At 53.9% G+C, this 26,446-nt stretch carries 15 protein-coding genes, 5 tRNA genes, 3 rRNA genes and 1 other RNA gene; 2 read left to right on the forward strand and 22 right to left on the reverse strand.

Annotation, left to right across the window (positions count from 1 at the left end; all coding sequences use genetic code 11):
- Positions 1–122 precede the first annotated feature (122 nt).
- The 14 genes from rpoC to GF111_RS11605 form a co-directional block, all read right to left on the reverse strand.
- Positions 123–4,346, reverse strand: a complete 4,224-nt coding sequence (gene rpoC / locus GF111_RS11540; RefSeq protein ID WP_047729347.1) for a DNA-directed RNA polymerase subunit beta' — start codon at positions 4,344–4,346, stop codon at positions 123–125.
- Between the two features lie 118 nt (positions 4,347–4,464).
- Complete coding sequence (gene rpoB / locus GF111_RS11545) at positions 4,465–8,493, reverse strand: DNA-directed RNA polymerase subunit beta (RefSeq protein WP_004929900.1); 4,029 nt, start codon at positions 8,491–8,493, stop codon at positions 4,465–4,467.
- A 332-nt stretch (positions 8,494–8,825) separates the two neighbouring features.
- Positions 8,826–9,191 carry a 50S ribosomal protein L7/L12 gene (rplL, locus tag GF111_RS11550; RefSeq protein ID WP_004929903.1) on the reverse strand — a complete coding sequence of 122 codons (366 nt, stop codon included), beginning with the start codon at positions 9,189–9,191 and terminating at the stop codon, positions 8,826–8,828.
- Between the two features lie 63 nt (positions 9,192–9,254).
- Positions 9,255–9,752: a 50S ribosomal protein L10 gene (gene rplJ / locus GF111_RS11555; RefSeq protein ID WP_047729348.1), complete on the reverse strand. Its 498-nt coding sequence runs from the start codon at positions 9,750–9,752 to the stop codon at positions 9,255–9,257.
- A 338-nt stretch (positions 9,753–10,090) separates the two neighbouring features.
- Positions 10,091–10,795: a 50S ribosomal protein L1 gene (gene rplA, locus GF111_RS11560; RefSeq protein ID WP_019456443.1), complete on the reverse strand. Its 705-nt coding sequence runs from the start codon at positions 10,793–10,795 to the stop codon at positions 10,091–10,093.
- 3 nt (positions 10,796–10,798) lie between these two features.
- Entirely contained in the window at positions 10,799–11,227 is a 429-nt protein-coding gene (gene rplK / locus GF111_RS11565; protein ID WP_015376316.1) for a 50S ribosomal protein L11, read from the reverse strand.
- Positions 11,228–11,392: 165 nt separating this feature from the next.
- Positions 11,393–11,938 carry a transcription termination/antitermination protein NusG gene (gene nusG / locus GF111_RS11570; RefSeq protein ID WP_004929914.1) on the reverse strand — a complete coding sequence of 182 codons (546 nt, stop codon included), beginning with the start codon at positions 11,936–11,938 and terminating at the stop codon, positions 11,393–11,395.
- Between the two features lies 1 nt (position 11,939).
- Positions 11,940–12,323 (reverse strand): preprotein translocase subunit SecE, encoded by a 384-nt coding sequence (gene secE / locus GF111_RS11575; protein WP_004929916.1) that lies wholly within the window; start codon positions 12,321–12,323, stop codon positions 11,940–11,942.
- A 260-nt stretch (positions 12,324–12,583) separates the two neighbouring features.
- Entirely contained in the window at positions 12,584–13,768 is a 1,185-nt protein-coding gene (tuf, locus tag GF111_RS11580) for an elongation factor Tu (RefSeq protein ID WP_015376315.1), read from the reverse strand.
- Between the two features lie 109 nt (positions 13,769–13,877).
- Positions 13,878–13,953 (reverse strand) — tRNA-Thr (locus GF111_RS11585).
- A 6-nt stretch (positions 13,954–13,959) separates the two neighbouring features.
- Positions 13,960–14,034: transfer RNA gene (locus GF111_RS11590), tRNA-Gly, on the reverse strand.
- Positions 14,035–14,070: 36 nt separating this feature from the next.
- A non-coding RNA gene (locus tag GF111_RS11595) (RtT sRNA) lies at positions 14,071–14,186 on the reverse strand.
- Positions 14,187–14,232: 46 nt separating this feature from the next.
- A tRNA-Tyr gene (locus GF111_RS11600) sits at positions 14,233–14,317 on the reverse strand.
- Between the two features lie 25 nt (positions 14,318–14,342).
- A tRNA-Thr gene (locus GF111_RS11605) sits at positions 14,343–14,418 on the reverse strand.
- Positions 14,419–14,814: 396 nt separating this feature from the next.
- Between GF111_RS11605 and GF111_RS11610 the strand changes: the two genes are divergently transcribed.
- On the forward strand, positions 14,815–15,363 hold the full coding sequence (locus GF111_RS11610) for a GNAT family N-acetyltransferase (RefSeq protein WP_038874432.1): 549 nt from the start codon (positions 14,815–14,817) through the stop codon (positions 15,361–15,363).
- A 219-nt stretch (positions 15,364–15,582) separates the two neighbouring features.
- Entirely contained in the window at positions 15,583–16,533 is a 951-nt protein-coding gene (gene coaA, locus GF111_RS11615; protein ID WP_033636718.1) for a type I pantothenate kinase, read from the forward strand.
- A 45-nt stretch (positions 16,534–16,578) separates the two neighbouring features.
- On the opposite strand, the gene birA is transcribed toward coaA, so the two are convergent.
- The 8 genes from birA to trkH all read right to left on the reverse strand — a co-directional run bounded on the left by birA (position 16,579) and on the right by trkH (position 26,416).
- Positions 16,579–17,541 (reverse strand): bifunctional biotin--[acetyl-CoA-carboxylase] ligase/biotin operon repressor BirA, encoded by a 963-nt coding sequence (gene birA / locus GF111_RS11620; protein ID WP_060435485.1) that lies wholly within the window; start codon positions 17,539–17,541, stop codon positions 16,579–16,581.
- Positions 17,538–18,575, reverse strand: coding sequence for a UDP-N-acetylmuramate dehydrogenase (gene murB / locus GF111_RS11625; protein WP_047729353.1), 1,038 nt, complete (start codon positions 18,573–18,575; stop codon positions 17,538–17,540). The genes birA and murB overlap by 4 nt, the downstream gene beginning before the upstream one ends.
- A 375-nt stretch (positions 18,576–18,950) precedes the next feature.
- Positions 18,951–19,066 (reverse strand): 5S ribosomal RNA (rrf, locus tag GF111_RS11630).
- A 99-nt stretch (positions 19,067–19,165) separates the two neighbouring features.
- Positions 19,166–22,073: ribosomal RNA gene (locus tag GF111_RS11635) — 23S ribosomal RNA — on the reverse strand.
- A gap of 239 nt (positions 22,074–22,312) precedes the next feature.
- Positions 22,313–22,388 (reverse strand) — tRNA-Glu (locus tag GF111_RS11640).
- An 88-nt stretch (positions 22,389–22,476) separates the two neighbouring features.
- Positions 22,477–24,018: ribosomal RNA gene (locus GF111_RS11645) — 16S ribosomal RNA — on the reverse strand.
- Together the 16S, 23S and 5S rRNA genes with 1 tRNA gene alongside form the textbook arrangement of a ribosomal RNA operon.
- A gap of 391 nt (positions 24,019–24,409) precedes the next feature.
- Entirely contained in the window at positions 24,410–24,943 is a 534-nt protein-coding gene (gene hemG, locus GF111_RS11650) for a menaquinone-dependent protoporphyrinogen IX dehydrogenase (protein WP_025304933.1), read from the reverse strand.
- Between the two features lie 21 nt (positions 24,944–24,964).
- On the reverse strand, positions 24,965–26,416 hold the full coding sequence (gene trkH / locus GF111_RS11655) for a Trk system potassium transporter TrkH (RefSeq protein WP_004934492.1): 1,452 nt from the start codon (positions 26,414–26,416) through the stop codon (positions 24,965–24,967).
- Positions 26,417–26,446: the final 30 nt, after the last annotated feature.

Here is a 26,446-nt window from a genome sequence, read left to right on the forward strand (position 1 = left end):
CTGCTGTAACCATAGTAGCAAAGTTTGCTCGGCCCCGGCATGAGGCGAAAAAAAACCGCCCCCGAGGGAGCGGTTTATCTGGCGATGGGCCCGGCATGCCGGGCCCGCGGCGCGGATGACGATTACTCGTCGTCGCTGCCGCCCAGGCCTGCGTTGAGCAGCTCGGCCAGGTTAGCCGTCGCTTCTTCCGCGCTGACTTGCGGAACAACCGGCGCTTCCCCCTGAGCACGACGACGCATGCGATCCTGATGATAAGCGTAACCGGTACCGGCTGGGATCAGACGGCCCACGATGACGTTCTCTTTCAGGCCACGCAGTTCATCACGCTTGCCGGCTACGGCAGCTTCGGTCAGAACGCGCGTCGTTTCCTGGAACGATGCAGCGGAGATGAAGGACTCGGTCGCCAAGGAAGCCTTGGTGATACCCAGCAGATCGCGCGAGAAGGTTGCCGCAATTTTACCTTCAGCTTCCAGCTGACGGTTGGCAATCTTGACGCGAGACACTTCAGCCTGCTCGCCTTCCAGGAACTCGGAGCCACCAGCGCTAACGATGGTGCCTTTACGCAGCATCTGACGAACGATAACTTCGATGTGCTTATCGTTAATCTTAACGCCTTGCAGACGGTAAACTTCCTGCACTTCGTTGGTGATGTAGCGGGTAACCGCATGCACACCACGCAGACGCAGAATGTCGTGCGGAGACTCTGGGCCGTCGGAAACGACGTCACCACGTTCCACCACTTCGCCTTCGAACACGTTGAGCTGACGCCATTTCGGAATCATCTCTTCGTAAGCGTCGCTGCCGTCCAGCGGAGAGATCACCAGGCGACGTTTGCCTTTGGTCTCTTTACCGAACGAGATAATCCCGCTGATTTCAGCCAGGATTGCCGGCTCTTTCGGACGACGTGCTTCGAACAGGTCGGCAACGCGCGGCAGACCACCGGTAATATCCTTGGTACCGCCGGATTCCTGAGGAATACGCGCCAGGGTATCACCCGCACCGATCTGAATGCCGTCTTCCAGCTGAACGATCGCTTTGCCCGGCAGGAAGTATTGAGCAGGCATATCGGTGCCTGGGATCAATACGTCTTCGCCCTGAGCGTCAACGATTTTCAGTGCCGGACGCAGGTCTTTACCGCTACCGGTACGCTCTGCGCTGTCCAGAACTACCAGAGAAGACAAACCGGTCAGTTCGTCGGTCTGGCGAGTAATGGTCTGGCCGTCAACCATGTCCGCGAAGCGAATGAAGCCGCTGACTTCACTGATGACCGGCATGGTGTGCGGATCCCAGTTAGCAACGGTTTCGCCGCCGTTAACTTCTTCACCGTCGCCTTTGCCCATCACGGCACCGTAAGGCACCTTGTAGCTTTCTTTGGTACGGCCGAATTCGTCGATCAGTTTCAGTTCGGTGTTACGCGAGGTGATCACCAGCTTGCCCGCAGCGTTCATAACGAACTTCGCGTTGCTCAGCTTGAGGCTACCCTTGTTTTTCACCTGGATGCTGGATTCAGCAGCCGCACGAGATGCCGCACCACCGATGTGGAACGTACGCATCGTCAGCTGTGTACCCGGCTCACCGATGGACTGTGCCGCGATAACGCCGATGGCTTCACCTTTGTTGATGATGTGGCCACGTGCCAGGTCGCGACCGTAGCAGTTTGCACACACACCAAAGTCGGTTTCACAGCTCACCACGGAACGGACTTTAACACTGTCGACAGAGTTCTCTTCCAACAGGTCACACGCCTTCTCGTTCAGCAGGGTGTTGCGTGGCACCAGAATGTCCGCCGTACCCGGCTTGAGGACGTCTTCTGCCGTCACACGGCCCAGAACGCGTTCACGCAGTGGCTCTTTCACGTCGCCACCTTCGATAACCGGAGTCATCAGGATGCCGTCGTGGGTGCCACAGTCGTCTTCGGTCACCACCAGATCCTGCGCCACGTCAACCAGACGACGGGTCAGATAACCGGAGTTCGCGGTTTTCAGTGCGGTATCCGCCAGACCTTTACGAGCACCGTGGGTGGAGATGAAGTACTGGAGTACGTTCAGACCTTCACGGAAGTTCGCGGTGATTGGCGTTTCGATGATGGAGCCGTCCGGCTTCGCCATCAGACCACGCATACCGGCCAGCTGACGAATCTGAGCGGCGGAACCACGCGCACCGGAGTCGGCCATCATAAAGATGCTGTTGAAGGAAACTTGCTGTTCCACTTCGCCGTCACGGTTAACCACGTCTTCTACCGACAGGTTTTCCATCATCGCTTTCGCAACGCGTTCGTTCGCTGCAGCCCAGATATCGATCACTTTGTTGTAGCGTTCGCCGGCGGTAACCAGACCAGACTGGAACTGCTCCTGGATCTCGGCAACTTCGGTTTCCGCTTCTTCGATGATCTCCGCTTTCTTGGCCGGGATAACCATGTCGTCGATACCTACGGAAGCGCCGGAACGGGCTGCGTAAGCAAAACCGGTGTACATGATCTGGTCAGCAAAGATAACGGTCGGCTTCAGGCCCAGGATGCGGTAACAGGTGTTCAGCATCTTGGAGATCGCTTTCTTGCCCAATGGCTGGTTAACGATCGAGTACGGCAGACCTTTCGGTACGATCATCCACAGGATGGCGCGGCCGATGGTGGTGTCGATGATGCTGGTCTGAGAAGTCCATTCGCCTTCGGCGTTTTTGACGTCTTCGGTGATACGCACTTTAACGCGCGCATGCAGCGACGCCAGGCCGGCGCGGTAAACACGCTCAGCTTCTTTGGAACCGTTCAGCACCATGCCTTCGCCCTTGGCGTTAACACAGTCGCGGGTCATGTAGTACAGACCCAGTACAACGTCCTGAGAAGGAACGATGATTGGCTCGCCGTTCGCTGGGGACAGGATGTTGTTGGTGGACATCATCAGCGCACGCGCTTCCAGCTGGGCTTCCAGCGTCAGCGGTACGTGAACAGCCATCTGGTCACCGTCGAAGTCAGCGTTATAGGCCGCACAAACCAGCGGGTGCAGCTGGATCGCTTTACCTTCGATCAGAACCGGTTCAAACGCCTGGATACCCAAACGGTGCAGGGTTGGTGCACGGTTCAGCAGTACCGGGTGTTCGCGGATCACTTCGTCCAGGATATCCCAAACGACGGCTTCTTCACGCTCAACCATTTTCTTGGCGGCTTTGATGGTGGTGGCCAAGCCACGCAGCTCCAACTTGCCGTAGATGAACGGTTTGAACAGTTCCAGCGCCATCTTCTTAGGCAGACCGCACTGATGCAGACGCAGGTATGGACCTACGGTGATTACGGAACGGCCGGAGTAGTCAACGCGTTTACCGAGCAGGTTCTGACGGAAACGACCCTGCTTACCTTTGATCATGTCGGCCAAAGATTTCAGAGGACGTTTGTTGGAACCGGTGATGGCACGACCGCGACGGCCGTTATCCAGCAGGGCGTCTACCGCTTCTTGCAGCATACGCTTTTCGTTGCGCACGATGATGTCAGGCGCAGCCAGATCCAGCAGGCGTTTCAGACGGTTGTTACGGTTGATCACGCGGCGATACAGATCGTTCAGATCCGACGTCGCGAAACGACCGCCATCCAGCGGAACCAGCGGGCGCAGATCCGGTGGCAGTACCGGCAGCACGGTCAGGATCATCCACTCCGGCTTGTTGCCAGACTGTACGAACGCTTCCAGCAGCTTGATACGCTTGGTCAGCTTCTTGCGCTTGGTTTCGGAGTTGGTTTCGTTCAGCTCTTCACGCAGCTGCTCGCACTCGGCTTCCAGATCCATGTTTTTCAACAGGGCCTGAATAGCTTCCGCACCCATCTTGGCGTCGAATTCGTCACCGAACTCTTCCAGCGCGTCCAGATACTGCTCTTCGGTCAGGATCTGACGGCGCTCGAGGTTGGTCATACCGCCTTCGACCACCACATAGGATTCGAAGTACAGTACGCGTTCGATGTCACGCAGCGGCATATCCAGCAGCAAACCGATGCGGGATGGCAGCGATTTCAGGAACCAGATGTGCGCGGTCGGCGAGGCCAGCTCGATGTGGCCCATGCGCTCACGACGCACTTTGGTCTGGGTCACTTCAACGCCGCACTTCTCACAGATCACGCCGCGGTGTTTCAAGCGCTTGTACTTACCGCACAGGCACTCGTAATCTTTTACCGGCCCGAAGATACGGGCGCAGAAAAGGCCGTCACGCTCTGGTTTGAACGTACGGTAGTTAATGGTTTCCGGCTTCTTAACTTCACCGAACGACCACGAACGGATCATGTCTGGCGAGGCCAGAGCAATCTTGATCGCATCAAACTCTTCGGTCTTAGTTTGCGCTTTCAGAAACTTCAATAAGTCTTTCACGGATTGGCTCCTGTCGGAGTTAAACCTGTTGGGTACCCACAACCGCAGTAGGTACCCGTGTGACCTGAACAACCACCCTCAGGCTCCCTTAGGCGGGGAGCCTGAGCCGGAATGACGATTACTCGTCTTCCAGTTCGATGTTGATGCCGAGCGAGCGGATTTCTTTCAACAGTACGTTGAAGGATTCCGGCATGCCTGGCTCCATCCGGTGGTCGCCATCCACGATGTTTTTGTACATCTTGGTACGGCCGTTAACGTCATCCGACTTAACGGTGAGCATTTCCTGCAGGGTATAAGCCGCGCCGTATGCTTCCAGTGCCCACACTTCCATCTCACCGAAGCGTTGACCACCGAACTGCGCTTTACCACCCAGAGGTTGCTGAGTAACCAAGCTGTAAGAACCGGTTGAACGGGCGTGCATTTTATCGTCAACCAAGTGGTTCAGTTTCAGCATGTACATATAGCCGACAGTAACCTGGCGCTCGAATTGCTCACCGGTACGGCCATCGAACAGCGTGATCTGACCGGAGGTCGGGATACCGCCCATTTCCAGCAGCTTCTTGATTTCAGTCTCTTTCGCACCGTCAAACACCGGCGTTGCGATCGGCATACCTTTTTTCAGGTTCTCTGCCAGACGCAGCACTTCGTCGTCGCTGAAGGTGTTCAGGTCAACTTTCTGGCAAACGTCGTCGCCCAGATCGTAGGCCTTCTGGATGAACTCACGCAGCTTGGCCACTTCCTGCTGCTGCTTCAGCATCTGGTTGATCTTCTCACCGATGCCTTTCGCAGCCATACCCAGGTGGGTTTCCAGGATCTGACCGATGTTCATACGTGATGGTACGCCCAGCGGGTTCAGTACGATGTCTACCGGCGTGCCGTTTTCATCGTAAGGCATATCTTCGATCGGGTTGATCTTGGAGATAACACCCTTGTTACCGTGGCGGCCCGCCATCTTGTCACCCGGTTGGATCTGACGCTTAACGGCCAGATAAACCTTGACGATTTTCAGCACGCCCGGCGCCAGATCGTCGCCCTGAGTGATCTTACGACGCTTGGCTTCCAGCTTCTTCTCGAAGTCGGATTTCAGTTCGTCGTACTGCTCAGCCAGCTGCTCCAGCTGGTTTTGCTTCTCTTCGTCGGTCAGGCCCAGTTCCAGCCAGCGATCGCGCGGCAGCTTGCTCAGCTTGTCGGCTTCGATGCCACCGGCAACCAGCACCGCGTGGATACGTGCAAACAGGCCGGCTTCCAGGATCTGCAGTTCTTCAGTCAGGTCTTTCTTCGCCTGCTTCAGCTGCATCTCTTCGATTTCCAACGCGCGCTTGTCTTTTTCCACGCCATCGCGGGTGAAGACCTGCACGTCGATAACCGTACCGGAAACGCCGTTCGGTACACGCAGAGAAGAGTCTTTAACGTCAGACGCTTTCTCACCAAAGATCGCACGCAGCAGTTTCTCTTCCGGCGTCAGCTGGGTTTCGCCTTTAGGCGTTACCTTACCGACCAGAATGTCACCGCCGGTCACTTCCGCACCGATATACACGATACCGGATTCATCCAGCTTGGAGAGCGCAGCTTCACCCACGTTAGGGATGTCGGCGGTGATCTCTTCAGGCCCCAGCTTGGTGTCGCGAGACACGCACGCCAGTTCCTGGATGTGGATGGTGGTGAAGCGATCTTCCTGCACCACGCGCTCGGAGACCAAGATGGAGTCTTCGAAGTTGTAGCCGTTCCAAGGCATGAACGCTACGCGCATGTTCTGGCCCAGTGCCAGCTCGCCCAGGTCTGTCGATGGGCCATCCGCCAGCACGTCGCCGCGCTCGATTGGCTCACCCAGATTCACACACGGCATCTGGTTGATGCAGGTGTTCTGGTTAGAACGGGTGTACTTGGTCAGGTTGTAAATATCGATACCTGCTTCGCCCGGATACATCTCGTCTTCGTTAACTTTGATAACGATACGGGAAGCATCCACGTACTGGATCACACCGCCGCGTTTGGCAACGGCGGTTACGCCGGAGTCAACCGCTACAGCGCGTTCCATACCGGTACCGACCAGCGGCTTGTCAGCACGCAGGGTTGGTACGGCCTGACGTTGCATGTTCGCACCCATCAATGCACGGTTGGCGTCATCGTGTTCCAGGAATGGAATCAGTGAAGCACCAACGGAAACAACCTGCTGGGTGGATACGTCCATGTAGTCAACCTGGTCGCGGCTGAACAGGCTTGATTCGCCTTTGCTACGACAGGTGACCAGGTCTTCTACGAAGCGGCCTTCTTCATCCAGGTTGGAGTTCGCCTGGGCGATAACGAAGTTGCCTTCTTCAATAGCAGACAGGTAGTTGATTTCATCGGTCACCACGCCGTCACGCACGCGGCGGTACGGGGTTTCCAGGAAGCCATACTCGTTAGTCTGTGCGTACACGGACAGGGAGTTGATCAGACCGATGTTTGGACCTTCCGGCGTTTCGATTGGGCACACGCGGCCATAGTGGGTCGGGTGTACGTCTCGAACTTCAAAGCCGGCGCGCTCACGGGTCAGACCGCCCGGGCCCAGTGCGGAGATACGACGCTTGTGCGTGATCTCGGACAGCGGGTTGTTCTGGTCCATGAACTGGGACAGTTGGCTGGAGCCGAAGAACTCTTTCACCGCCGCCGAAATCGGCTTGGCGTTGATCATGTCCTGAGGCATCAGGGTATCCAGATCGCCCAGAGACAGGCGCTCTTTCACCGCACGCTCAACACGCACCAGACCTACGCGGAACTGGTTCTCGGCCATTTCGCCGACGGAGCGGATACGACGGTTGCCCAAGTGGTCGATATCGTCCACTTCGCCCTTGCCGTTACGGATATCGATGAGCTTCTTCATCACTTCGATGATGTCGTCTTTGCTCAGGATGCCCGAACCTTCGATCTCGTCGCGCAGCAGAGAACGGTTGAACTTCATGCGACCCACCGCGGACAGATCATAGCGGTCTTCGGAGAAGAACAGGTTCTCGAACAGGCTTTCGGCAGCTTCGCGCGTTGGCGGCTCACCAGGGCGCATCATGCGGTAGATTTCTACCAGCGAGCTCAGACGATCGTTGGTCGGATCGACACGCAGCGTTTCAGAGATGTACGCGCCGTGATCCAGATCGTTGGTGAACAGCGTTTCGATGCGCTTGTGGCCGGACTGGCTCAGCTTGGCCAGCAGATCCAGCGACAGCTCCATGTTGGCTGCGCAGATCAGTTCGCCGGTATTGGTATCGATATAGTCTTTCGCGACCACTTTGCCCGCGATGTACTCTACCGGTACTTCAATGCTCTGAATGTCGTCTTTTTCCAGCTGACGGATATGACGAGCGGTGATGCGACGGCCTTTCTCTACGTAGATCTTGCCGTTGGCTTCGATGTCGAACGAAGCGGTCTCACCACGCAGGCGCTCTGGCACCAGCTCCATCTGCAGCTTGTTGTCGCGGATTTCGAAGACGATCTTGTCAAAGAACAGGTCGAGGATCTGTTCAGTGGTGTAGTTCAACGCGCGCAGAATGATGGTCGCAGGCAGTTTGCGGCGACGGTCGATACGCACGAACAGGTTGTCTTTCGGATCGAACTCGAAGTCCAACCATGAACCGCGGTAAGGGATGATACGTGCGTTGTACAGCACTTTACCCGAGGAGTGGGTTTTACCCTTATCGCTGTCGAAGAATACGCCAGGACTACGGTGCAACTGAGATACGATAACCCTCTCAGTACCGTTGATCACAAAGGTGCCGTTTTCGGTCATGAGCGGAATTTCGCCCATGTAGACTTCTTGTTCCTTGATGTCTTTGACCGTACCTTCAGGCGCTTCGCGCTCATAGATAACCAGGCGCAGTTTTACGCGCAGCGGTGCAGAGAACGTCACACCACGGATCTGGCACTCTTTGACGTCGAAGACCGGCTCACCAAGACGGTAGCTAACGTATTGCAGCTCCGAATTGCCACTGTAGCTCTGGATAGGGAAAACAGAACGGAATGCGGCTTCAAGGCCGTACTGCCCTTCTGGATCTTGCTCGATAAACTTCTGGAACGAGTCAAGCTGGATAGAAAGGAGATATGGTATGTCCAGCACTTGTGGACGTTTACCAAAATCCTTACGAATACGTTTTTTCTCGGTATAGGAGTAAACCATAGGGTTCCTCAGCTCGCTGATCAGTGACCCAATCTGTCCGTCCGATTAGGGACAGTTCATGCAACACCGTTTTGTCGACCGGAAAGCGGGAACACTTTCCGCAATGTCTCTTGCTATCACGCTTAAACCATTTCATCGCGTCTTCCCCCAGAACTCCTGGTAGTGCAAAGACCGCGGTATATTAAGTCGTCAATAGAAACAAACATTGGGAGGCGAAACCAGCAGCCAAACAGTGTGAAACGCTACTGGCGCCCTACAGCGCAAAAAGGCTGGTGACTAAAAAGTCACCAGCCATCAGCCTAAAAGACTAGGCTGCAACCGGAAAGGTTGGCTTATTTAACTTCAACTTCTGCGCCAGCTTCTTCCAGAGATTTTTTCAGAGCTTCTGCGTCATCTTTGCTCACGCCTTCTTTCAGAGCGGCTGGAGCAGATTCAACCAGGTCTTTAGCTTCTTTCAGACCCAGGCCGGTAGCGCCACGTACTGCTTTGATAACAGCAACTTTGTTAGCGCCTGCAGCTTTCAGGATAACGTCGAATTCAGTTTTCTCTTCAGCAGCTTCAGCTGGGCCAGCAGCAACAGCTACAGCAGCAGCAGCAGAAACGCCGAATTTTTCTTCCATAGCGGAAACCAGTTCAACAACGTCCATTACGGACATAGCGGCAACTGCTTCCAGGATTTGGTCTTTAGTGATAGACATAACAATTGTTCCTAAAATTCAGAAATAGTTTAAATACGTTAGCAAAGGCTAAGAAAGAGTGGCTTATGCCGCTTCTTTCTGATCGCGTACTGCAGCCAGAGTGCGAACCAGTTTGCCGGCAGCGGCTTCTTTCATGGTTGCCATCAGGCGTGCGATTGCTTCATCGTAAGTTGGCAGCGTCGCCAGGCGGTCGATTTGCGCCGCAGGGATCAGCTCACCTTCAAAGGCCGCAGCTTTAACCTCGAATTTTGCATTCGCTTTCGCGAACTCTTTGAACAGACGAGCAGCAGCGCCCGGGTGTTCGTGAGAGAATGCAATCAAGGTAGGACCGACAAACGTGTCTTTCAGGCATTCGAATGGAGTGCCTTCAACTACGCGACGCATCAGGGTGTTGCGAACAACACGCATGTAAACGCCAGCTTCACGACCTGCTTTACGCAGTTCAGTCATTTTATCTACGGTAACGCCACGGGAATCCGCAACAACCGCAGACAGCGCGCCTTTGGCTACTTCGCTGACTTCAGCAACAATCGCTTGTTTGTCTTGAAGATTTAATGCCATTAGCTTTTTGCTCCTGGATTAGCCGGGGAAAATCCCCCGGAACTCACTTCACTCGGCGCTTTGTAAAACGCCACGCCGAGCGGCTTAACACGGTGAGCAGAATCCAGCAAAGACATTCTTTTATAAAAAAGAAAAATTTTCTTAGGCTCTGTCACCGTCTACGCAGGAAGGATTAAGTATCTTGCGATACACCTGCGGTCTTGGACGGAGGCCTGGATAGGCCAGGCTCCAACCGAAAAATCTTTGTTTTGCCTACGGCATAGCCAATAGCAAAACCTTGGGGCATAAGATTCTAGACAAATCTCGGCCCCAAGTCAAAGCGATAATCGCAAATGCGATTAGTTCGCTGCAGCAGACAGACCGCTCTGATCGATAGCAACGCCAGCACCCATGGTGGTGGAGAGGCTAACTTTCTTGATGTACATGCCTTTCGCCTGAGAAGGTTTTGCTTTTTTCAGCGCAACCAGCAGGGCTTCCAGGTTTTCTTTCAGTTTGTCTGCGTCGAAATCAACCTTACCGATAGTGGTATGGATGATGCCGTTTTTGTCGTTACGGTAGCGAACCTGACCTGCTTTAGCGTTTTTCACTGCTTCAGCAACGTTCGGAGTAACGGTACCCACTTTCGGGTTTGGCATCAGGCCGCGTGGACCCAGGATCTGGCCCAGTTGACCCACAACGCGCATTGCATCCGGGGAAGCAATAACAACGTCGAAGTTCATTTCGCCTTTCTTGATCTGGTCAGCCAGATCGTCCATACCTACCAGCTCTGCGCCGGCAGCTTTCGCTGCTTCAGCGTTAGCGCCTTGGGCAAATACGGCAACGCGAACGGAACGACCGGTGCCGTGTGGCAGAACGGTAGCGCCACGAACGTTTTGGTCAGATTTACGAGCGTCAATGCCGAGGTTAACGGCAACGTCAACGCTTTCTACGAATTTAGCGGTGGCCAGCTCTTTCAGCAGAGCAACAGCTTCAGTGATGTCATACTGTTTAGTAGCATCAACTTTGTCACGGATCACGCGCATGCGCTTGGTCAGCTTAGCCATCTCTTAATCCTCCACTACCAGGCCCATGGAACGAGCGGTACCTTCGATGGAGCGAGTCATCGCTTCAACGTCAGAACCAGTCATGTCCGCAGCTTTGGTTTCTGCGATTTCACGTACCTGAGCACGGGTCACTTTACCTACTTTGTCTTTGTTCGGCTTACCGGAACCAGACTTGATACCAGCCGCTTTTTTCAGCAGAACTGCTGCTGGCGGGGTTTTGGTAACGAAAGTGAAGGAGCGATCAGAATAAACGGTGATAACAACCGGAATCGGCAGACCTTTTTCAACGCTGTCAGTCTTAGCGTTGAATGCCTTACAGAATTCCATGATGTTAACGCCCTGCTGACCCAGAGCTGGACCCACTGGTGGGCTCGGGTTCGCCATACCAGCTGCAACTTGCAGCTTGACGTAGGCTTGTACTTTCTTAGCCATTTAAATTTCCTCGGTTTGGGTAGTATCGCCTCGTAAGAGGCTCCCCGTGTTTCACCCCGCCCAACATGCATCAGGCAAGGCATATAAAAACAAAAGGCGCGAAATTGTAGTTCAATTTCGCGCCTTTGACAAGCGGCAACGCGCCACTCGCTGCTGATTATTCGATCAGCCTTTCTCAACCTGGCTGAAGTCCAGTTCCACCGGCGTTGCACGGCCAAAGATGGAAACGGAAACTTTCAGGCGGCTCTTCTCGTAATCGACTTCTTCGACCACACCGTTGAAGTCGGCAAACGGGCCGTCGTTGACGCGCACCAGCTCGCCCGGTTCGAACAGCGTTTTCGGACGCGGCTTGTCACCCACCTGCTGCAGGCGGTTCATGATCGCATCAACTTCTTTATCGCTGATTGGCGCAGGACGGTCAGACGTACCGCCGATGAATCCCATGACGCGCGGTACGCTGCGCACCAGGTGCCAGCTGGCGTCATTCATCACCATCTGCACCAGCACGTAGCCAGGGAAGAACTTACGCTCGCTCTTACGACGCTGGCCGCCACGGATTTCAACCACTTCCTCCGTAGGCACCATCACTTCGCCGAACAGCTCTTCCATATCGTGCAGTTTGATGTGTTCACGCAGCGATTGTGCTACGCGACCTTCAAAACCGGAAAACGCCTGAACGACGTACCAACGTTTTTTTGGAGCTTCAGACATTTTAGAACCTCAGGCCAGTAATAAACGACACCAGACGGACCAGAATACCATCCAGCCCCCACAGAATCAGTGACATCACGGCGGTTACCGCGGCAACGATCAACGTGGTGTGTAGCGTTTCCTGACGAGTTGGCCAAATCACTTTACGTACTTCGGTACGCGCTTCGCGGGCAAACGCAACGGTGGCTTTGCCTTTGGTGGTCATCAGAGCCACTGCACCTGCAACGGCGATGATCAGCACAACTGCCAGCGCGCGCAATGGCAGGCTTAAATCACGGTAGTAATAGTTACCGACAATAGCCACAACCAACAGAACGGCGACGATCAGCCACTTTGCCGCTTCCAGGCCGCGTCCGCTCCCTTGAGCCTCGGTATTCGCACTCATAAACCAACCTGTCACAATGATGATTCAGAACAAACAACTTTGCCTCGCATTGCGAGGCAAACCAAACCGATCGGATACCGCTTCAGCGCTATCCCGGTGTTTTACGCTATGACGTATTTCAGTCAATACGGTTTAAGAGCCCATCTCACCAATGATTATGACTGCAAAATCGCTGATGAGATAGGTTCTAGTTCACAGCGTAGAAAAAGGGCATCAAATGATGCCCTTTTACCGCGTGTCGCGTCAAACTTTATCAGCGATTAAGCGATAACTTTAGCAACAACACCAGCGCCAACGGTACGGCCGCCTTCACGGATTGCGAAACGCAGACCGTCATCCATCGCGATTGGGTGAATCAGGGTGACAACCATGTTCACGTTGTCGCCTGGCATTACCATCTCTACGCCTTCTGGCAGTTCGATGGTACCGGTCACGTCAGTGGTACGGAAGTAGAACTGTGGACGGTAGCCTTTGAAGAATGGAGTGTGACGACCACCTTCATCTTTGCTCAGGATGTACACTTCAGATTCGAACTGGGTGTGTGGCTTGATAGAGCCCGGCTTAGCCAGTACCTGACCACGTTCGATTTCTTCGCGCTTGATACCACGCAGCAGAACACCTACGTTCTCACCAGCACGGCCTTCGTCCAGCAGTTTGCGGAACATTTCAACGCCAGTACAGGTAGACTTAACGGTGTCTTTGATACCAACGATTTCAACTTCTTCGCCAACTTTGATGATACCGCGCTCAACACGACCGGTAACAACGGTACCACGACCGGAGATGGAGAATACGTCTTCGATTGGCAGCAGGAACGGCTTGTCGATAGCACGCTCTGGCTCTGGGATGTAGCTGTCCAGGGCTTCGGCCAGTTCGATGATTTTCGCTTCCCACTCAGCTTCGCCTTCCAGCGCTTTCAGCGCGGAACCGCGGATTACCGGCAGGTCGTCGCCTGGGAAGTCGTAAGCGGACAGCAGTTCGCGAACTTCCATTTCTACCAGTTCCAGCAGCTCTTCATCATCAACCATGTCGCATTTGTTCATGAATACGATGATGAAAGGAACGCCAACCTGACGACCCAGCAGGATGTGCTCACGGGTCTGAGGCATTGGGCCGTCAGTCGCAGCTACTACCAGGATCGCGCCGTCCATCTGAGCAGCACCGGTGATCATGTTTTTCACGTAGTCGGCGTGCCCTGGGCAGTCAACGTGCGCGTAGTGACGAGTCGGGGTGTCATACTCAACGTGAGAGGTGTTGATGGTGATACCACGAGCTTTTTCTTCTGGCGCGTTATCGATCTGGTCGAAAGCACGTGCAGAACCGCCGTAGGTTTTAGCCAGTACGGTAGTGATCGCTGCAGTCAGGGTAGTTTTACCGTGGTCAACGTGGCCGATAGTACCGACGTTAACGTGCGGTTTTGTACGTTCAAACTTTTCTTTAGACATCGATTGTCCCTCTAAGACACGGATAAATCGGTGGTATCACCACATCAACCAAGCATTTGCTCGTTGAATCCAGAACAGAAAGAAAATCAGGGGGCGAGAAATTAAGAAGTGGTGCTGATAGGCAGATTCGAACTGCCGACCTCACCCTTACCAAGGGTGCGCTCTACCAACTGAGCTATATCAGCACATCTTGGAGCGGGCAGTGGGAATCGAACCCACATCATCAGCTTGGAAGGCTGAGGTAATAGCCATTATACGATGCCCGCATCCTGGAACTCGGCTACCTGATTTTTCTGTAGAATTTTGGGATGGAGCAGGATTGTTCATCACTCGGCTCGCATCCTTCGGGCCGGCTGCGCCTTGCGCTGCACAGCTCGAACCTTGCCGAAGGCTTTCGCCCTCTCCTCCCGCCATCAACCGTTGCGGTATTTATCGCATCTCAGTTAATCGCCGAAGGCAAGATTTGGTGGTGGGGGAAGGATTCGAACCTTCGAAGTCTGTGACGGCAGATTTACAGTCTGCTCCCTTTGGCCGCTCGGGAACCCCACCAGATTTTAACTACTTGTGACTCGAATGGTGCCGGCTACCGGAATCGAACTGGTGACCTACTGATTACAAGTCAGTTGCTCTACCTACTGAGCTAAGCCGGCATCAAGTGCAGCGCATTCTAGGTAGAGCGGGCGACCTATGCAACAAAAAAATTGCTTTACGCGCACTTTCGCTCATAAATCAGTCAATTTTGCATACTGTCATGCAATTCGCAGCCTGCGGCGTGCAAACATTCATCACTCGCGGCAATCATTCTCTACAATTTTATCCACTTTTTGCAAGCCTTGAGCGCCGCTTTCTCCGTGTCGGGCTTCTCAAAATACTTAACCCACGCAGGTAAACTGTGAGCGGGATCGATGCACCAAAAAGGGGATACCTGCCCCGGACTGCGGCGTGGGCTACACTGATCCCTCGCCCTTTTGCCGTCGCCATGCCTTTCGCCGCTGTGGCTCAGTTATTGCTTCTCTTCATTACCCCCATCCCAGGAGGAATGACCGATGAAAATAGTGCTTATCAACGCCGCTACGCTACCGATTTACCGCGATGAATTGGCCCGCCTGTTGACCGATGCCGTCACGCACGGCGCTTCTGTCGGTTACGACACCTTAATCCCTCACGAAGACGCAGAGAGCTACTTCCACAGTCTGCGGCCGGCCTTGGCCAAAGGTGAACTGCTGCTGTGGATTGCCCGTGACGAGCGCGGCGTCGTTGGCACCGTGCAACTCGAGCTCTGTCAGAAGCCGAACGGCCGTAATCGTGCGGAGGTAGTGAAGCTGTTGGTACATAGCCGCGCTCGACGAAACGGCGTAGGTCAGGCGCTGATGAAGTCACTGGAGCACGCGGCACTGCAACAGCAGCGCGGGCTATTGTACCTGGATACGCAGGCCGGTTCGGCGGCAGAAGCGCTTTATCGCAGCCTGGGTTATCGCTGTTTGGGCGAGCTGCCGGATTATGCGGCAGGGCCCGATGGGCATTACCATCCAACCGTTATTTATTACAAACGCCTGTTCGCCGTGAACCAACCTTCGCGCGCCATCGCCAGCTAGCCTTCAGGCGGTATCCGGCCCCGATGATACCGCCTTGCAACCCCTCTTTATCAACTGCGCGCCGCTTCGCACAATTGACATAAACTGCTGCCTATCGACAACTTTTGCGAAAAAAGTCTACGCCAAAAACGAAGCTGTCTATAATATGCAGCTTGTTTATTCTCTGGAGCTGGCGTCCGGCGCCTTTCCCAACCTGCGTTAACAGGCAGAATTTGGCTTATGATAAAAAGAGATCAATCTTTAGCAACGCCCTACCTACAGTTCGATCGTACCCAATGGGCTGCATTGAGAGATTCGGTGCCGCTGACGTTGTCGGAAGAAGAGATCGTTAAACTGAAAGGGATTAACGAAGATCTCTCGTTGGAAGAAGTTGCGCAGATTTATCTGCCGCTGTCACGACTGTTGAACTTCTATATCAGCTCCAACCTGCGGCGGCAGGCGGTACTGGAGCAATTCCTCGGCACCGACGGGCAAAAAATTCCCTATGTCATCGGCATCGCCGGCAGCGTAGCCGTCGGTAAGAGCACAACAGCGCGCTTGTTGCAGGCACTGCTGAGCCGCTGGCCGGAACACCGCAGCGTTGAGCTGATCACGACCGACGGCTTCTTGCATCCTAATAAGGTGCTGAACGAACGCGGCCTGATGAAGAAAAAAGGCTTCCCGCAGTCTTACGATATGCATAGCCTGGTGAAATTCGTGTCGGAAGTGAAATCCGGCGCCAAACGCGTCACCGCCCCGGTTTATTCCCATTTGATCTATGACGTTGTGCCCGAGGGCAATAAAGTCATCGAGCAGCCGGATATTCTGATCCTGGAAGGGCTTAACGTATTGCAAAGCGGTATGGATTACCCTCACGATCCGCATCGCGTATTCGTTTCCGATTTTGTCGACTTCTCTATATATGTCGATGCCCCAGAGACGCTATTGCAAAGCTGGTATATCAATCGCTTCCTGAAATTCCGTCAGGGCGCATTTTCCAATCCTGATTCTTATTTCCATCACTATTCAAAATTGCCGGAACCGGAAGCGATTAATATCGCCACGCAATTATGGAATGAAATTAACGGATTGAATTTGCAGCAGAATATACTGCCTACGCGCGAGCGAGCCAGCCTGATCATGACCAAAAGCGCTAACCACGCCGTTGAAAGCGTGCGTTTAAGAAAGTAAGCCTACAGATCGATTCAGGGGACGTTGCCGTCCCCCTTTCACTAACTATTCCGCACTGCGCAGCGATATCTCCCCGCCGATGAAGGGTTTTATCTCCCCGTCTTGTTCCAGCAGTAGCGCCCCCTGCGAATCGATGCCTCGGGCGATGCCCACAATCTGCCGCTCGCCAATCAGGAGCTTGACCGGTCTGTCGATAAAGTTATCCAGGGTACGCCAGCGACCGATAAAGGGCGCCAGTCCGTCTATCTCAAACTGTTTCAACGACTGACGCAGCTCATTGAGCAGGGTTGCAGCCAGCTCATTACGATCGATCTGAATTCCCGCTTCCTGTAGGTTAATCCAGCCCTGGGTAATGGCGCTGGCGTTGGTATCCCGCATCGCCAGGTTGATGCCGGCACCGATGACCAGTTGAGCCGCATCGCCGGTTTTTCCCGTCAGTTCGACCAGAATCCCGGCCAGTTTACGATCGTTCAGATAAAGATCGTTAGGCCACTTAACGCGCACGTCTGCGGCACCGAGACGCTGCAGAACTTCCGCCATCACCATCCCGATTACCAAGCTGAGCCCCATGGCCGCCGCCGGGCCTTGCTCCAAGCGCCAGAACATCGACAAGTATAAATTAGCGCCGAATGGAGAGATCCACTGCCGCCCACGGCGCCCACGCCCCGCCTGTTGGTATTCAGCGACGCAGGCGTCACCGGAGTGCAGCTCGGCGATGCGGTCCAGCAAGTATTGGTTGGTGGAATCGACCACCGGCAACACGCTTACACGCTTGTCTTCCAGCAGGCTGAGGATACGCTCGGCTTCCAACAGCTGGATGGCACCAGGCAGGCTGTAACCTTTGCCTGGCACGGTAAAAACATCCAGCCCCCACTCGCGAATGGTTTGAATATGCTTATTGATCGCAGCACGGCTCATGCCGAGTGACTCACCGAGGTGTTCCCCGGAATGGAATTCGCCGTCGGCCAGCTGCGCGATCAGTTTTAACGGAACCTTGGTATCTTTCATGACAACACCGCCACGGCATTCAGCTCACCGGTCGCGCCAATAAAACGCACCTCAGGCTCCAGCCAGACGCCAAATTTATCGGCCACCGTCTTGCGTACGTGGCGCGCCAGCGCCACCACATCCTGGCTGTGGGCGTTGTCGATGTTCACCAGTACCAGCGCCTGCTGGCGGTGTACCGCAGCCCCACCGAGACGATATCCTTTCAGCTCGCATTGGTCGATAAGCCAGCCGGCGGCCAGCTTCACCTGGCCATCCTGCTGCGGATAATGCGGTATGCCAGGATATTTGGCGATGAGTTCTGCGGCTTTCTCTGCGTTCACCAGCGGATTCTTGAAGAAGCTGCCGGCATTGCCGGTTTCACGCGGATCGGGCAGCTTGCTGCGGCGCATGGCGCATACGGATTCAAATACCTGAAGCGGCGTCACCGTAGCGGGATCCAGCTTAGCCAGATCGCCGTAGCTCAATTTGGGTTGCCACTGTTTGTTGAGGCGTAAACCCAGCCCAACAATGACATGCCCGGTTTGGAAACGGTGTTTGAAAATACTTTCCCGGTAGCCGAAACCACACTCGGCAGCCGGAATGCGATCGATAGCGCCGGTAGAGAAATCCAGCAGATCGACATACTCGCAAACGTCTTTCAATTCGACGCCGTAGGCGCCGATGTTCTGAATAGGTGCGGAGCCGGCCAATCCAGGAATCAACGCCAGGTTCTCCAGACCGCAGATCCCGGCCTGCAGCGTATATTGCACCAGATCATGCCAATTCTCACCGGAGCTGACGTGGAGATGCCAGGCATCACTATCTTCCCGGACGTCGATACCCTTTAGCTGATTGACCATGACCGTGCCCGAAAAATCCTCCAGGAACAGCACGTTGCTACCTTCACCGAGAATCAGCAGCGGCTCCTGACGCTTGCGCGTTTGTTGCCAAACCTTGAGCATCTGCTCAATTCTATCGGCTATGACCAGGTGCGCTGCGTTGACCGGGAGCGCAAACGTATTGTGGTTTTTTAAAGACGCGCTTTCAGTAGACATAACGTTCAATACCTATACGGAAATAATCTTTCGCCTAGTCTACTCGATTCGAGGCGTCTGGCTAATATTTGTTTTAATTAACGTGAAATTTATCGAATAATACACTGAAGAATTAAGACTTATCTTTGATATAACCGGATAATTCTCATCAACACCTTAATAAATAGGCATTTTTATTATTTAAATAATAATCTGAAGCTATCAATTATATATGAACTGGCTATTCCCCCGACAAAAAACATTATTCTTCCTTATAAGACTAAGCTACATATGCCAAAAAGGTATTTTTCAAAGCAATAGATACAGTCAGGATATTTATTTTACGCATAGCAAAAAGCCCTGAACTGACGTTCAGGGCTTTCGGCTTGGTTTGATGCCTGGCAGTGTCCTACTCTCGCATGGGGAGACCCCACACTACCATCGGCGCTACGGCGTTTCACTTCTGAGTTCGGCATGGGGTCAGGTGGGACCACCGCGCTATTGCCGCCAGGCAAATTCTGTTTTATTCCAACCGCTTCACTCTCCTGAAGCCATCAGAACCAATCTCGGAACTTCGCTGAAAATCTCTCTAAAAACACCTTCGGTGTTGTAAGGTTAAGCCTCACGGATCATTAGTACTGGTTAGCTCAATGCATCGCTGCACTTACACACCCAGCCTATCAACGTCTTAGTCTTAAACGTTCCTTCAGGGACCTTAAAGGCCCAGGGAAGACTCATCTTGAGGCAAGTTTCGCGCTTAGATGCTTTCAGCGCTTATCTTTTCCGCACTTAGCTACCGGGCAATGCCATTGGCATGACAACCCGAACACCAGTGGTGCGTTCACTCCGGTCCTCTCGTACTAGGAGCAACCCCTCTCAATCTTCCAACGCCCACGGCAGATAGGGACCGAACTGTCTCACGACGTTCTAAACCCAGCTCGCGTACCACTTTAAATGGCGAACAGCCATACCCTTGGGACCTACTTCAGCCCCAGGATGTGATGAGCCGACATCGAGGTGCCAAACACCGCCGTCGATATGAACTCTTGGGCGGTATCAGCCTGTTATCCCCGGAGTACCTTTTATCCGTTGAGCGATGGCCCTTCCATTCAGAACCACCGGATCACTAAGACCTACTTTCGTACCTGCTCGAGCCGTCACTCTCGCAGTCAAGCTAGCTTATGCCTTTGCACTAACCTCACGATGTCCGACCGTGATTAGCTAACCTTCGTGCTCCTCCGTTACTCTTTGGGAGGAGACCGCCCCAGTCAAACTACCCACCAGACACTGTCCTCACCCCAGATTATGGGGCCGAGTTAGAACATCAAACATTAAAGGGTGGTATTTCAAGGATGGCTCCACGCAGACTGGCGTCCACGCTTCAAAGCCTCCCACCTATCCTACACATCAAGGCTCAATGTTCAGTGTCAAGCTATAGTAAAGGTTCACGGGGTCTTTCCGTCTTGCCGCGGGTACACTGCATCTTCACAGCGAGTTCAATTTCACTGAGTCTCGGGTGGAGACAGCCTGGCCATCATTACGCCATTCGTGCAGGTCGGAACTTACCCGACAAGGAATTTCGCTACCTTAGGACCGTTATAGTTACGGCCGCCGTTTACTGGGGCTTCGATCAAGAGCTTCGCCTTGCGGCTGACCCCATCAATTAACCTTCCAGCACCGGGCAGGCGTCACACCGTATACGTCCACTTTCGTGTTTGCACAGTGCTGTGTTTTTATTAAACAGTTGCAGCCAGCTGGTATCTTCGACTGGCTTCAGCTCCATCCGCAAGGGACTTCACCTACATGCCAGCGTGCCTTCTCCCGAAGTTACGGCACCATTTTGCCTAGTTCCTTCACCCGAGTTCTCTCAAGCGCCTTGGTATTCTCTACCTGACCACCTGTGTCGGTTTGGGGTACGATTCAATGTTACCTGGAGCTTAGAGGCTTTTCCTGGAAGCAGGGCATCAACTACTTCTGCACCGTAGTGCATCGTCATCACGCCTCAGGGTTGATATGCAACCGGATTTACCAGGTCACACCCCCTACACGCTTAAACCGGGACAACCGTCGCCCGGCTAGCCTAGCCTTCTCCGTCCCCCCTTCGCAGTAACACCAAGTACAGGAATATTAACCTGTTTCCCATCGACTACGCTTTTCAGCCTCGCCTTAGGGGTCGACTCACCCTGCCCCGATTAACGTTGGACAGGAACCCTTGGTCTTCCGGCGAGCGGGCTTTTCACCCGCTTTATCGTTACTTATGTCAGCATTCGCACTTCTGATACCTCCAGCAACCCTCACAGGCCACCTTCAACGGCTTACAGAACGCTCCCCTACCCAACAACGCCTAAGCGTCGCTGCCGCAGCTTCGGTGCATGGTTTAGCCCCGTTACATCTTCCGCGCAGGCCGACTCGACCAGTGAGCTATTACGCTTTCTTTAAATGATGGCTGCTTCTAAGCCAACATCCTGGCTGTCTATGCCTTCCCACATCGTTTCCCACTTAACCATGACTTTGGGACCTTAGCTGGCGGTCTGGGTTGTTTCCCTCTTCACGACGGACGTTAGCACCCGCCGTGTGTCTCCCGTGATAACATTCTTCGGTATTCGGAGTTTGCATCGGTTTGGTAAGCCGGGATGGCCCCCTAGCCGAAACAGTGCTCTACCCCCGAAGATGAGTTCACGAGGCGCTACCTAAATAGCTTTCGGGGAGAACCAGCTATCTCCCGGTTTGATTGGCCTTTCACCCCCAGCCACAAGTCATCCGCTAATTTTTCAACATTAGTCGGTTCGGTCCTCCAGTTAGTGTTACCCAACCTTCAACCTGCCCATGGCTAGATCACCGGGTTTCGGGTCTATACCTTGCAACTATTCGCCCAGTTAAGACTCGGTTTCCCTACGGCTCCCCTATACGGTTAACCTTGCTACAAAATATAAGTCGCTGACCCATTATACAAAAGGTACGCAGTCACACCACGAAGGTGCTCCCACTGCTTGTACGTACACGGTTTCAGGTTCTATTTCACTCCCCTCGCCGGGGTTCTTTTCGCCTTTCCCTCACGGTACTGGTTCACTATCGGTCAGTCAGGAGTATTTAGCCTTGGAGGATGGTCCCCCCATATTCAGACAGGATGTCACGTGTCCCGCCCTACTCATCGAACTCACGACCTGTGCATTTTAGTGTACGGGGCTATCACCCTTTACTGCGCGACTTTCCAGACGCTTCCACTAACACACAAGCCGATTCAGGTTCTGGGCTCCTCCCCGTTCGCTCGCCGCTACTGGGGGAATCTCGGTTGATTTCTTTTCCTCGGGGTACTTAGATGTTTCAGTTCCCCCGGTTCGCCTCATGCCACTATGTATTCATGACATGATAGTGTGTCGAAACACACTGGGTTTCCCCATTCGGGTATCGCCGGTTGTAACGGTTCATATCACCTTACCGACGCTTTTCGCAGATTAGCACGCCCTTCATCGCCTCTGACTGCCTAGGCATCCACCGTGTACGCTTAGTCACTTAACCTCACAACCCGAAGATGTTTCCATCGTTCGTGCTGCAAACATTTGAGAGACTCTATGACAGGTTACTCTTTACCCCAATACTTCTACGGAGGGATAAATTTCAGCCGTCATGTTTCAATTTTCAGCTTGTTCCAGATTGTTAAAGAGCAATATCTTAAACATGACTCGAAAGTCATCTTTAAGATATGGTGTATCGTCAGATACTGGGGACCGCCGCTTTCACCGGGTGGGTCGGAAGCTTGGCGTCCCCTAGGGGATTCGAACCCCTGTTACCGCCGTGAAAGGGCGGTGTCCTAGGCCTCTAGACGAAGGGGACACGACACCGTACTTTTATGACGCTTTTGCTCGTTACTTTTTCATCAGACAATCTGTGTGAGCACGCCACTCGAACTAATATCTTTAGGTAAGGAGGTGATCCAACCGCAGGTTCCCCTACGGTTACCTTGTTACGACTTCACCCCAGTCATGAATCACAAAGTGGTAAGCGCCCTCCCGAAGGTTAAGCTACCTACTTCTTTTGCAACCCACTCCCATGGTGTGACGGGCGGTGTGTACAAGGCCCGGGAACGTATTCACCGTAGCATTCTGATCTACGATTACTAGCGATTCCGACTTCATGGAGTCGAGTTGCAGACTCCAATCCGGACTACGACATACTTTATGAGGTCCGCTTGCTCTCGCGAGGTCGCTTCTCTTTGTATATGCCATTGTAGCACGTGTGTAGCCCTACTCGTAAGGGCCATGATGACTTGACGTCATCCCCACCTTCCTCCAGTTTATCACTGGCAGTCTCCTTTGAGTTCCCGGCCGAACCGCTGGCAACAAAGGATAAGGGTTGCGCTCGTTGCGGGACTTAACCCAACATTTCACAACACGAGCTGACGACAGCCATGCAGCACCTGTCTCAGAGTTCCCGAAGGCACCAATCCATCTCTGGAAAGTTCTCTGGATGTCAAGAGTAGGTAAGGTTCTTCGCGTTGCATCGAATTAAACCACATGCTCCACCGCTTGTGCGGGCCCCCGTCAATTCATTTGAGTTTTAACCTTGCGGCCGTACTCCCCAGGCGGTCGATTTAACGCGTTAGCTCCGGAAGCCACGCCTCAAGGGCACAACCTCCAAATCGACATCGTTTACAGCGTGGACTACCAGGGTATCTAATCCTGTTTGCTCCCCACGCTTTCGCACCTGAGCGTCAGTCTTCGTCCAGGGGGCCGCCTTCGCCACCGGTATTCCTCCAGATCTCTACGCATTTCACCGCTACACCTGGAATTCTACCCCCCTCTACGAGACTCTAGCTTGCCAGTTTCAAATGCAGTTCCCAGGTTGAGCCCGGGGATTTCACATCTGACTTAACAAACCGCCTGCGTGCGCTTTACGCCCAGTAATTCCGATTAACGCTTGCACCCTCCGTATTACCGCGGCTGCTGGCACGGAGTTAGCCGGTGCTTCTTCTGCGAGTAACGTCAATTGATGAACGTATTAAGTTCACCACCTTCCTCCTCGCTGAAAGTGCTTTACAACCCGAAGGCCTTCTTCACACACGCGGCATGGCTGCATCAGGCTTGCGCCCATTGTGCAATATTCCCCACTGCTGCCTCCCGTAGGAGTCTGGACCGTGTCTCAGTTCCAGTGTGGCTGGTCATCCTCTCAGACCAGCTAGGGATCGTCGCCTAGGTGAGCCATTACCCCACCTACTAGCTAATCCCATCTGGGCACATCTGATGGCAAGAGGCCCGAAGGTCCCCCTCTTTGGTCTTGCGACGTTATGCGGTATTAGCTACCGTTTCCAGTAGTTATCCCCCTCCATCAGGCAGTTTCCCAGACATTACTCACCCGTCCGCCGCTCGTCACCCAGGGAGCAAGCTCCCCTGTGCTACCGCTCGACTTGCATGTGTTAAGCCTGCCGCCAGCGTTCAATCTGAGCCATGATCAAACTCTTCAATTAAAAGCTTGATTTGCTTCCACTCGAGAAGCGATGCTCAAAGATTTACTGCATGAATTTTACTTCAGTTAGTCACTCTTCAAGACTTGATATTTTTTTGCATCCGAAGATGCTGGATATCGTCTTGTGGAGTGCCCACACAGATTGTCTGATAAATTGTTAAAGAGCAGTGCCGAGAAACTCATCGGCGCGGGCTGCGTATATTACGCTTTTCACCCGGAGAGTCAAGCGTTTATTTCGCTTTCTTCTCGCTGACCCGGCGGCTTGTCAGTCGTTGTTCCCGGTCAGTGGAGGCGCATTATAGGGAGTTCTCGGCGGGCCGCAACCCCTAATTGCAAAAAACTTTTCAAGCGCGGCTTTTTTCGGCAAAACGCTGGCCAAACCCGCATTTTTGTCACTTTTCGTACTGGATCTGGCTAAATTCCTGGGCGAAACGGTCGACCTGCTGCCAATCGGTGTACTCCACTTCCTTACTGGTATCCGTTTCACCGCCCGTCATACGCATAATAAATTGAATCATGATGCGGTCGAACCAGCGATAGCGCGGATAACGCAATGCGCCGGCAAACACCGCGCACTGTTTTGGCTGCCACGGCGAGGCCAGCAGGAACTTGCGAGTATAAGCGTTGGTTTGCGGCGAGCGCTTTTCCGGTTTACGCGCGGTCAGGTTCACGGCAAAGAACGCGCTCGGCATTCGATTCAGTTGCTCGGCATGACGCTTGACGAATTTATCCAGCGCCGGGTTAAAGTGCCCGTAACGGATAGAAGCGCCGATCATCACCTGCTGATACTGGCTAAGATCGACCTGTTCCGCCTGCAGCAGATCGATCACCTCACAACGCAGCGTGTCCTGCAGCTTGCTTGCTATATAAGAAGCGATAGCGCGTGTTTGCCCGTCACGGCTCGAATAAAGTATCAATGCCTTCATGGCGTACTCCTTATATCAGACTCACTCACGCCAGAAGGTTGGCGTGAACAGCACCAGCAATGTGAACACTTCCAGGCGCCCGAACAGCATCGTCACCACCAGGATCCACTTGGCCGCCGCCGGCATCGTGGTGAAGTTATCCGCCACTACGCCCAGGCCGGGGCCGAGGTTATTGAGCGTTGCCGTCACTGCGGCGAACGCGGAAAAATCGTCAACGCCGGTGGCAATGATCGCCAGCATGCTGACGATAAACACCAGCGCATAGGCAGAGAAGAATCCCCATACCGCCTCCAGAATGCGTTCCGGTAGCGCACGGTTGCCCAATTTGATGGTATAGACCGCGTTGGGGTGCACTAACCTTTTCAACTCACGCGAGCCCTGCAGGTACAGAAGCAGGATACGAATCACCTTCAGGCCACCGCCGGTCGAGCCGGCGCAACCGCCGATGAACGCCGAGCACAGCAACAACATAGGCAGAAACAGCGGCCACTTGGCGATGCTGTCGGTCGTAAAACCGGCCGTGGTCGCCATCGATACCACCTGGAAGAACGCCTGATTGAGCGTTTCCATACCGCTCTTATAGACGCCATGCCCCCAGAGCACCAACGTGCATACCACCACCAACGTCAACTGGACGAAGATGAACATGCGGAATTCAGGATCGCGCCCATACACCTTCAGACTGCGACCGCTTAGCAAAGCGAAGTGCAGGCCGTAGTTACAGCCGGAAATCAGCAGGAACACGGCGATGATGGTGTTGATGGTCGGACTGGCGTAATAACCGATACTGGCATCGTGGGTAGAAAAACCGCCGATGGCGATGGTCGAGAAACTGTGGCCAATGGCGTCGAACACCGACATCCCAGCTCCCCAGAGCGCCAGCGCACAGGCGACGGTCAGCAATACATAGATTAGCCACAGGGTTTTGGCGGTTTCGGCGATGCGTGGACGCATCTTGTTGTCTTTCAGCGGCCCGGGCATTTCCGCCCGATACAGCTGCATGCCGCCGACGCCGAGTATCGGCAGTATCGCCACCGCTAACACGATGATCCCCATGCCGCCCATCCATTGCAGCATCTGGCGATAGAACAGAATGGCCTTCGGCAGCGAGTCCAACCCCACCAGCGTCGTCGCACCGGTGGTCGTCAATCCCGAGAAGGATTCAAAGAAGGCGTCGGTCAGCGACAGGTTGGGCCGTTCCGAAAACAGGAACGGCAACGCCCCCACGCTGCCCAGCACGGTCCAGAACAGCACGACGATCAGGAAGCCTTCTCGGGGCTTCAGCTCGTGTTTCTGTTTGCGGTTCGGCCACCACAGCATCAGACCGATGGTCAGCGCCACGAAGAAGGTTTGGCTGAACGCACGCCCCGCCCCATCGCGGTAAATCAATGCCACCAGGCCGGGAATAAACATCGTCCCGGAGAACAGGATGACCAGCAGACCAACGATACGGGTTATGGCGCGAAAATGCATTTCAGCACGATCCTTAGCAATTCAATTGGG

This window comes from Serratia sp. HRI (genome assembly GCF_010119335.3).
GTDB classification, from domain to species: Bacteria; Pseudomonadota; Gammaproteobacteria; order Enterobacterales; family Enterobacteriaceae; genus Serratia; species Serratia nevei.

Coding starts and splice junctions, on each gene's coding strand:
- secE (WP_004929916.1), bottom strand. CDS start 12,323: ATGAGTGCGAATACCGAGGCTCAAGGGAGCGGACGCGGCCTGGAAGCG.
- coaA (WP_033636718.1), top strand. CDS start 15,583: ATGATAAAAAGAGATCAATCTTTAGCAACGCCCTACCTACAGTTCGAT.
- birA (WP_060435485.1), bottom strand. CDS start 17,541: ATGAAAGATACCAAGGTTCCGTTAAAACTGATCGCGCAGCTGGCCGAC.
- tuf (WP_015376315.1), bottom strand. CDS start 13,768: ATGTCTAAAGAAAAGTTTGAACGTACAAAACCGCACGTTAACGTCGGT.
- murB (WP_047729353.1), bottom strand. CDS start 18,575: ATGTCTACTGAAAGCGCGTCTTTAAAAAACCACAATACGTTTGCGCTC.
- trkH (WP_004934492.1), bottom strand. CDS start 26,416: ATGCATTTTCGCGCCATAACCCGTATCGTTGGTCTGCTGGTCATCCTG.
- hemG (WP_025304933.1), bottom strand. CDS start 24,943: ATGAAGGCATTGATACTTTATTCGAGCCGTGACGGGCAAACACGCGCT.
- rplL (WP_004929903.1), bottom strand. CDS start 9,191: ATGTCTATCACTAAAGACCAAATCCTGGAAGCAGTTGCCGCTATGTCC.
- rpoB (WP_004929900.1), bottom strand. CDS start 8,493: ATGGTTTACTCCTATACCGAGAAAAAACGTATTCGTAAGGATTTTGGT.
- rplA (WP_019456443.1), bottom strand. CDS start 10,795: ATGGCTAAGCTGACCAAGCGCATGCGCGTGATCCGTGACAAAGTTGAT.
- GF111_RS11610 (WP_038874432.1), top strand. CDS start 14,815: ATGAAAATAGTGCTTATCAACGCCGCTACGCTACCGATTTACCGCGAT.
- rplK (WP_015376316.1), bottom strand. CDS start 11,227: ATGGCTAAGAAAGTACAAGCCTACGTCAAGCTGCAAGTTGCAGCTGGT.
- nusG (WP_004929914.1), bottom strand. CDS start 11,938: ATGTCTGAAGCTCCAAAAAAACGTTGGTACGTCGTTCAGGCGTTTTCC.
- rplJ (WP_047729348.1), bottom strand. CDS start 9,752: ATGGCATTAAATCTTCAAGACAAACAAGCGATTGTTGCTGAAGTCAGC.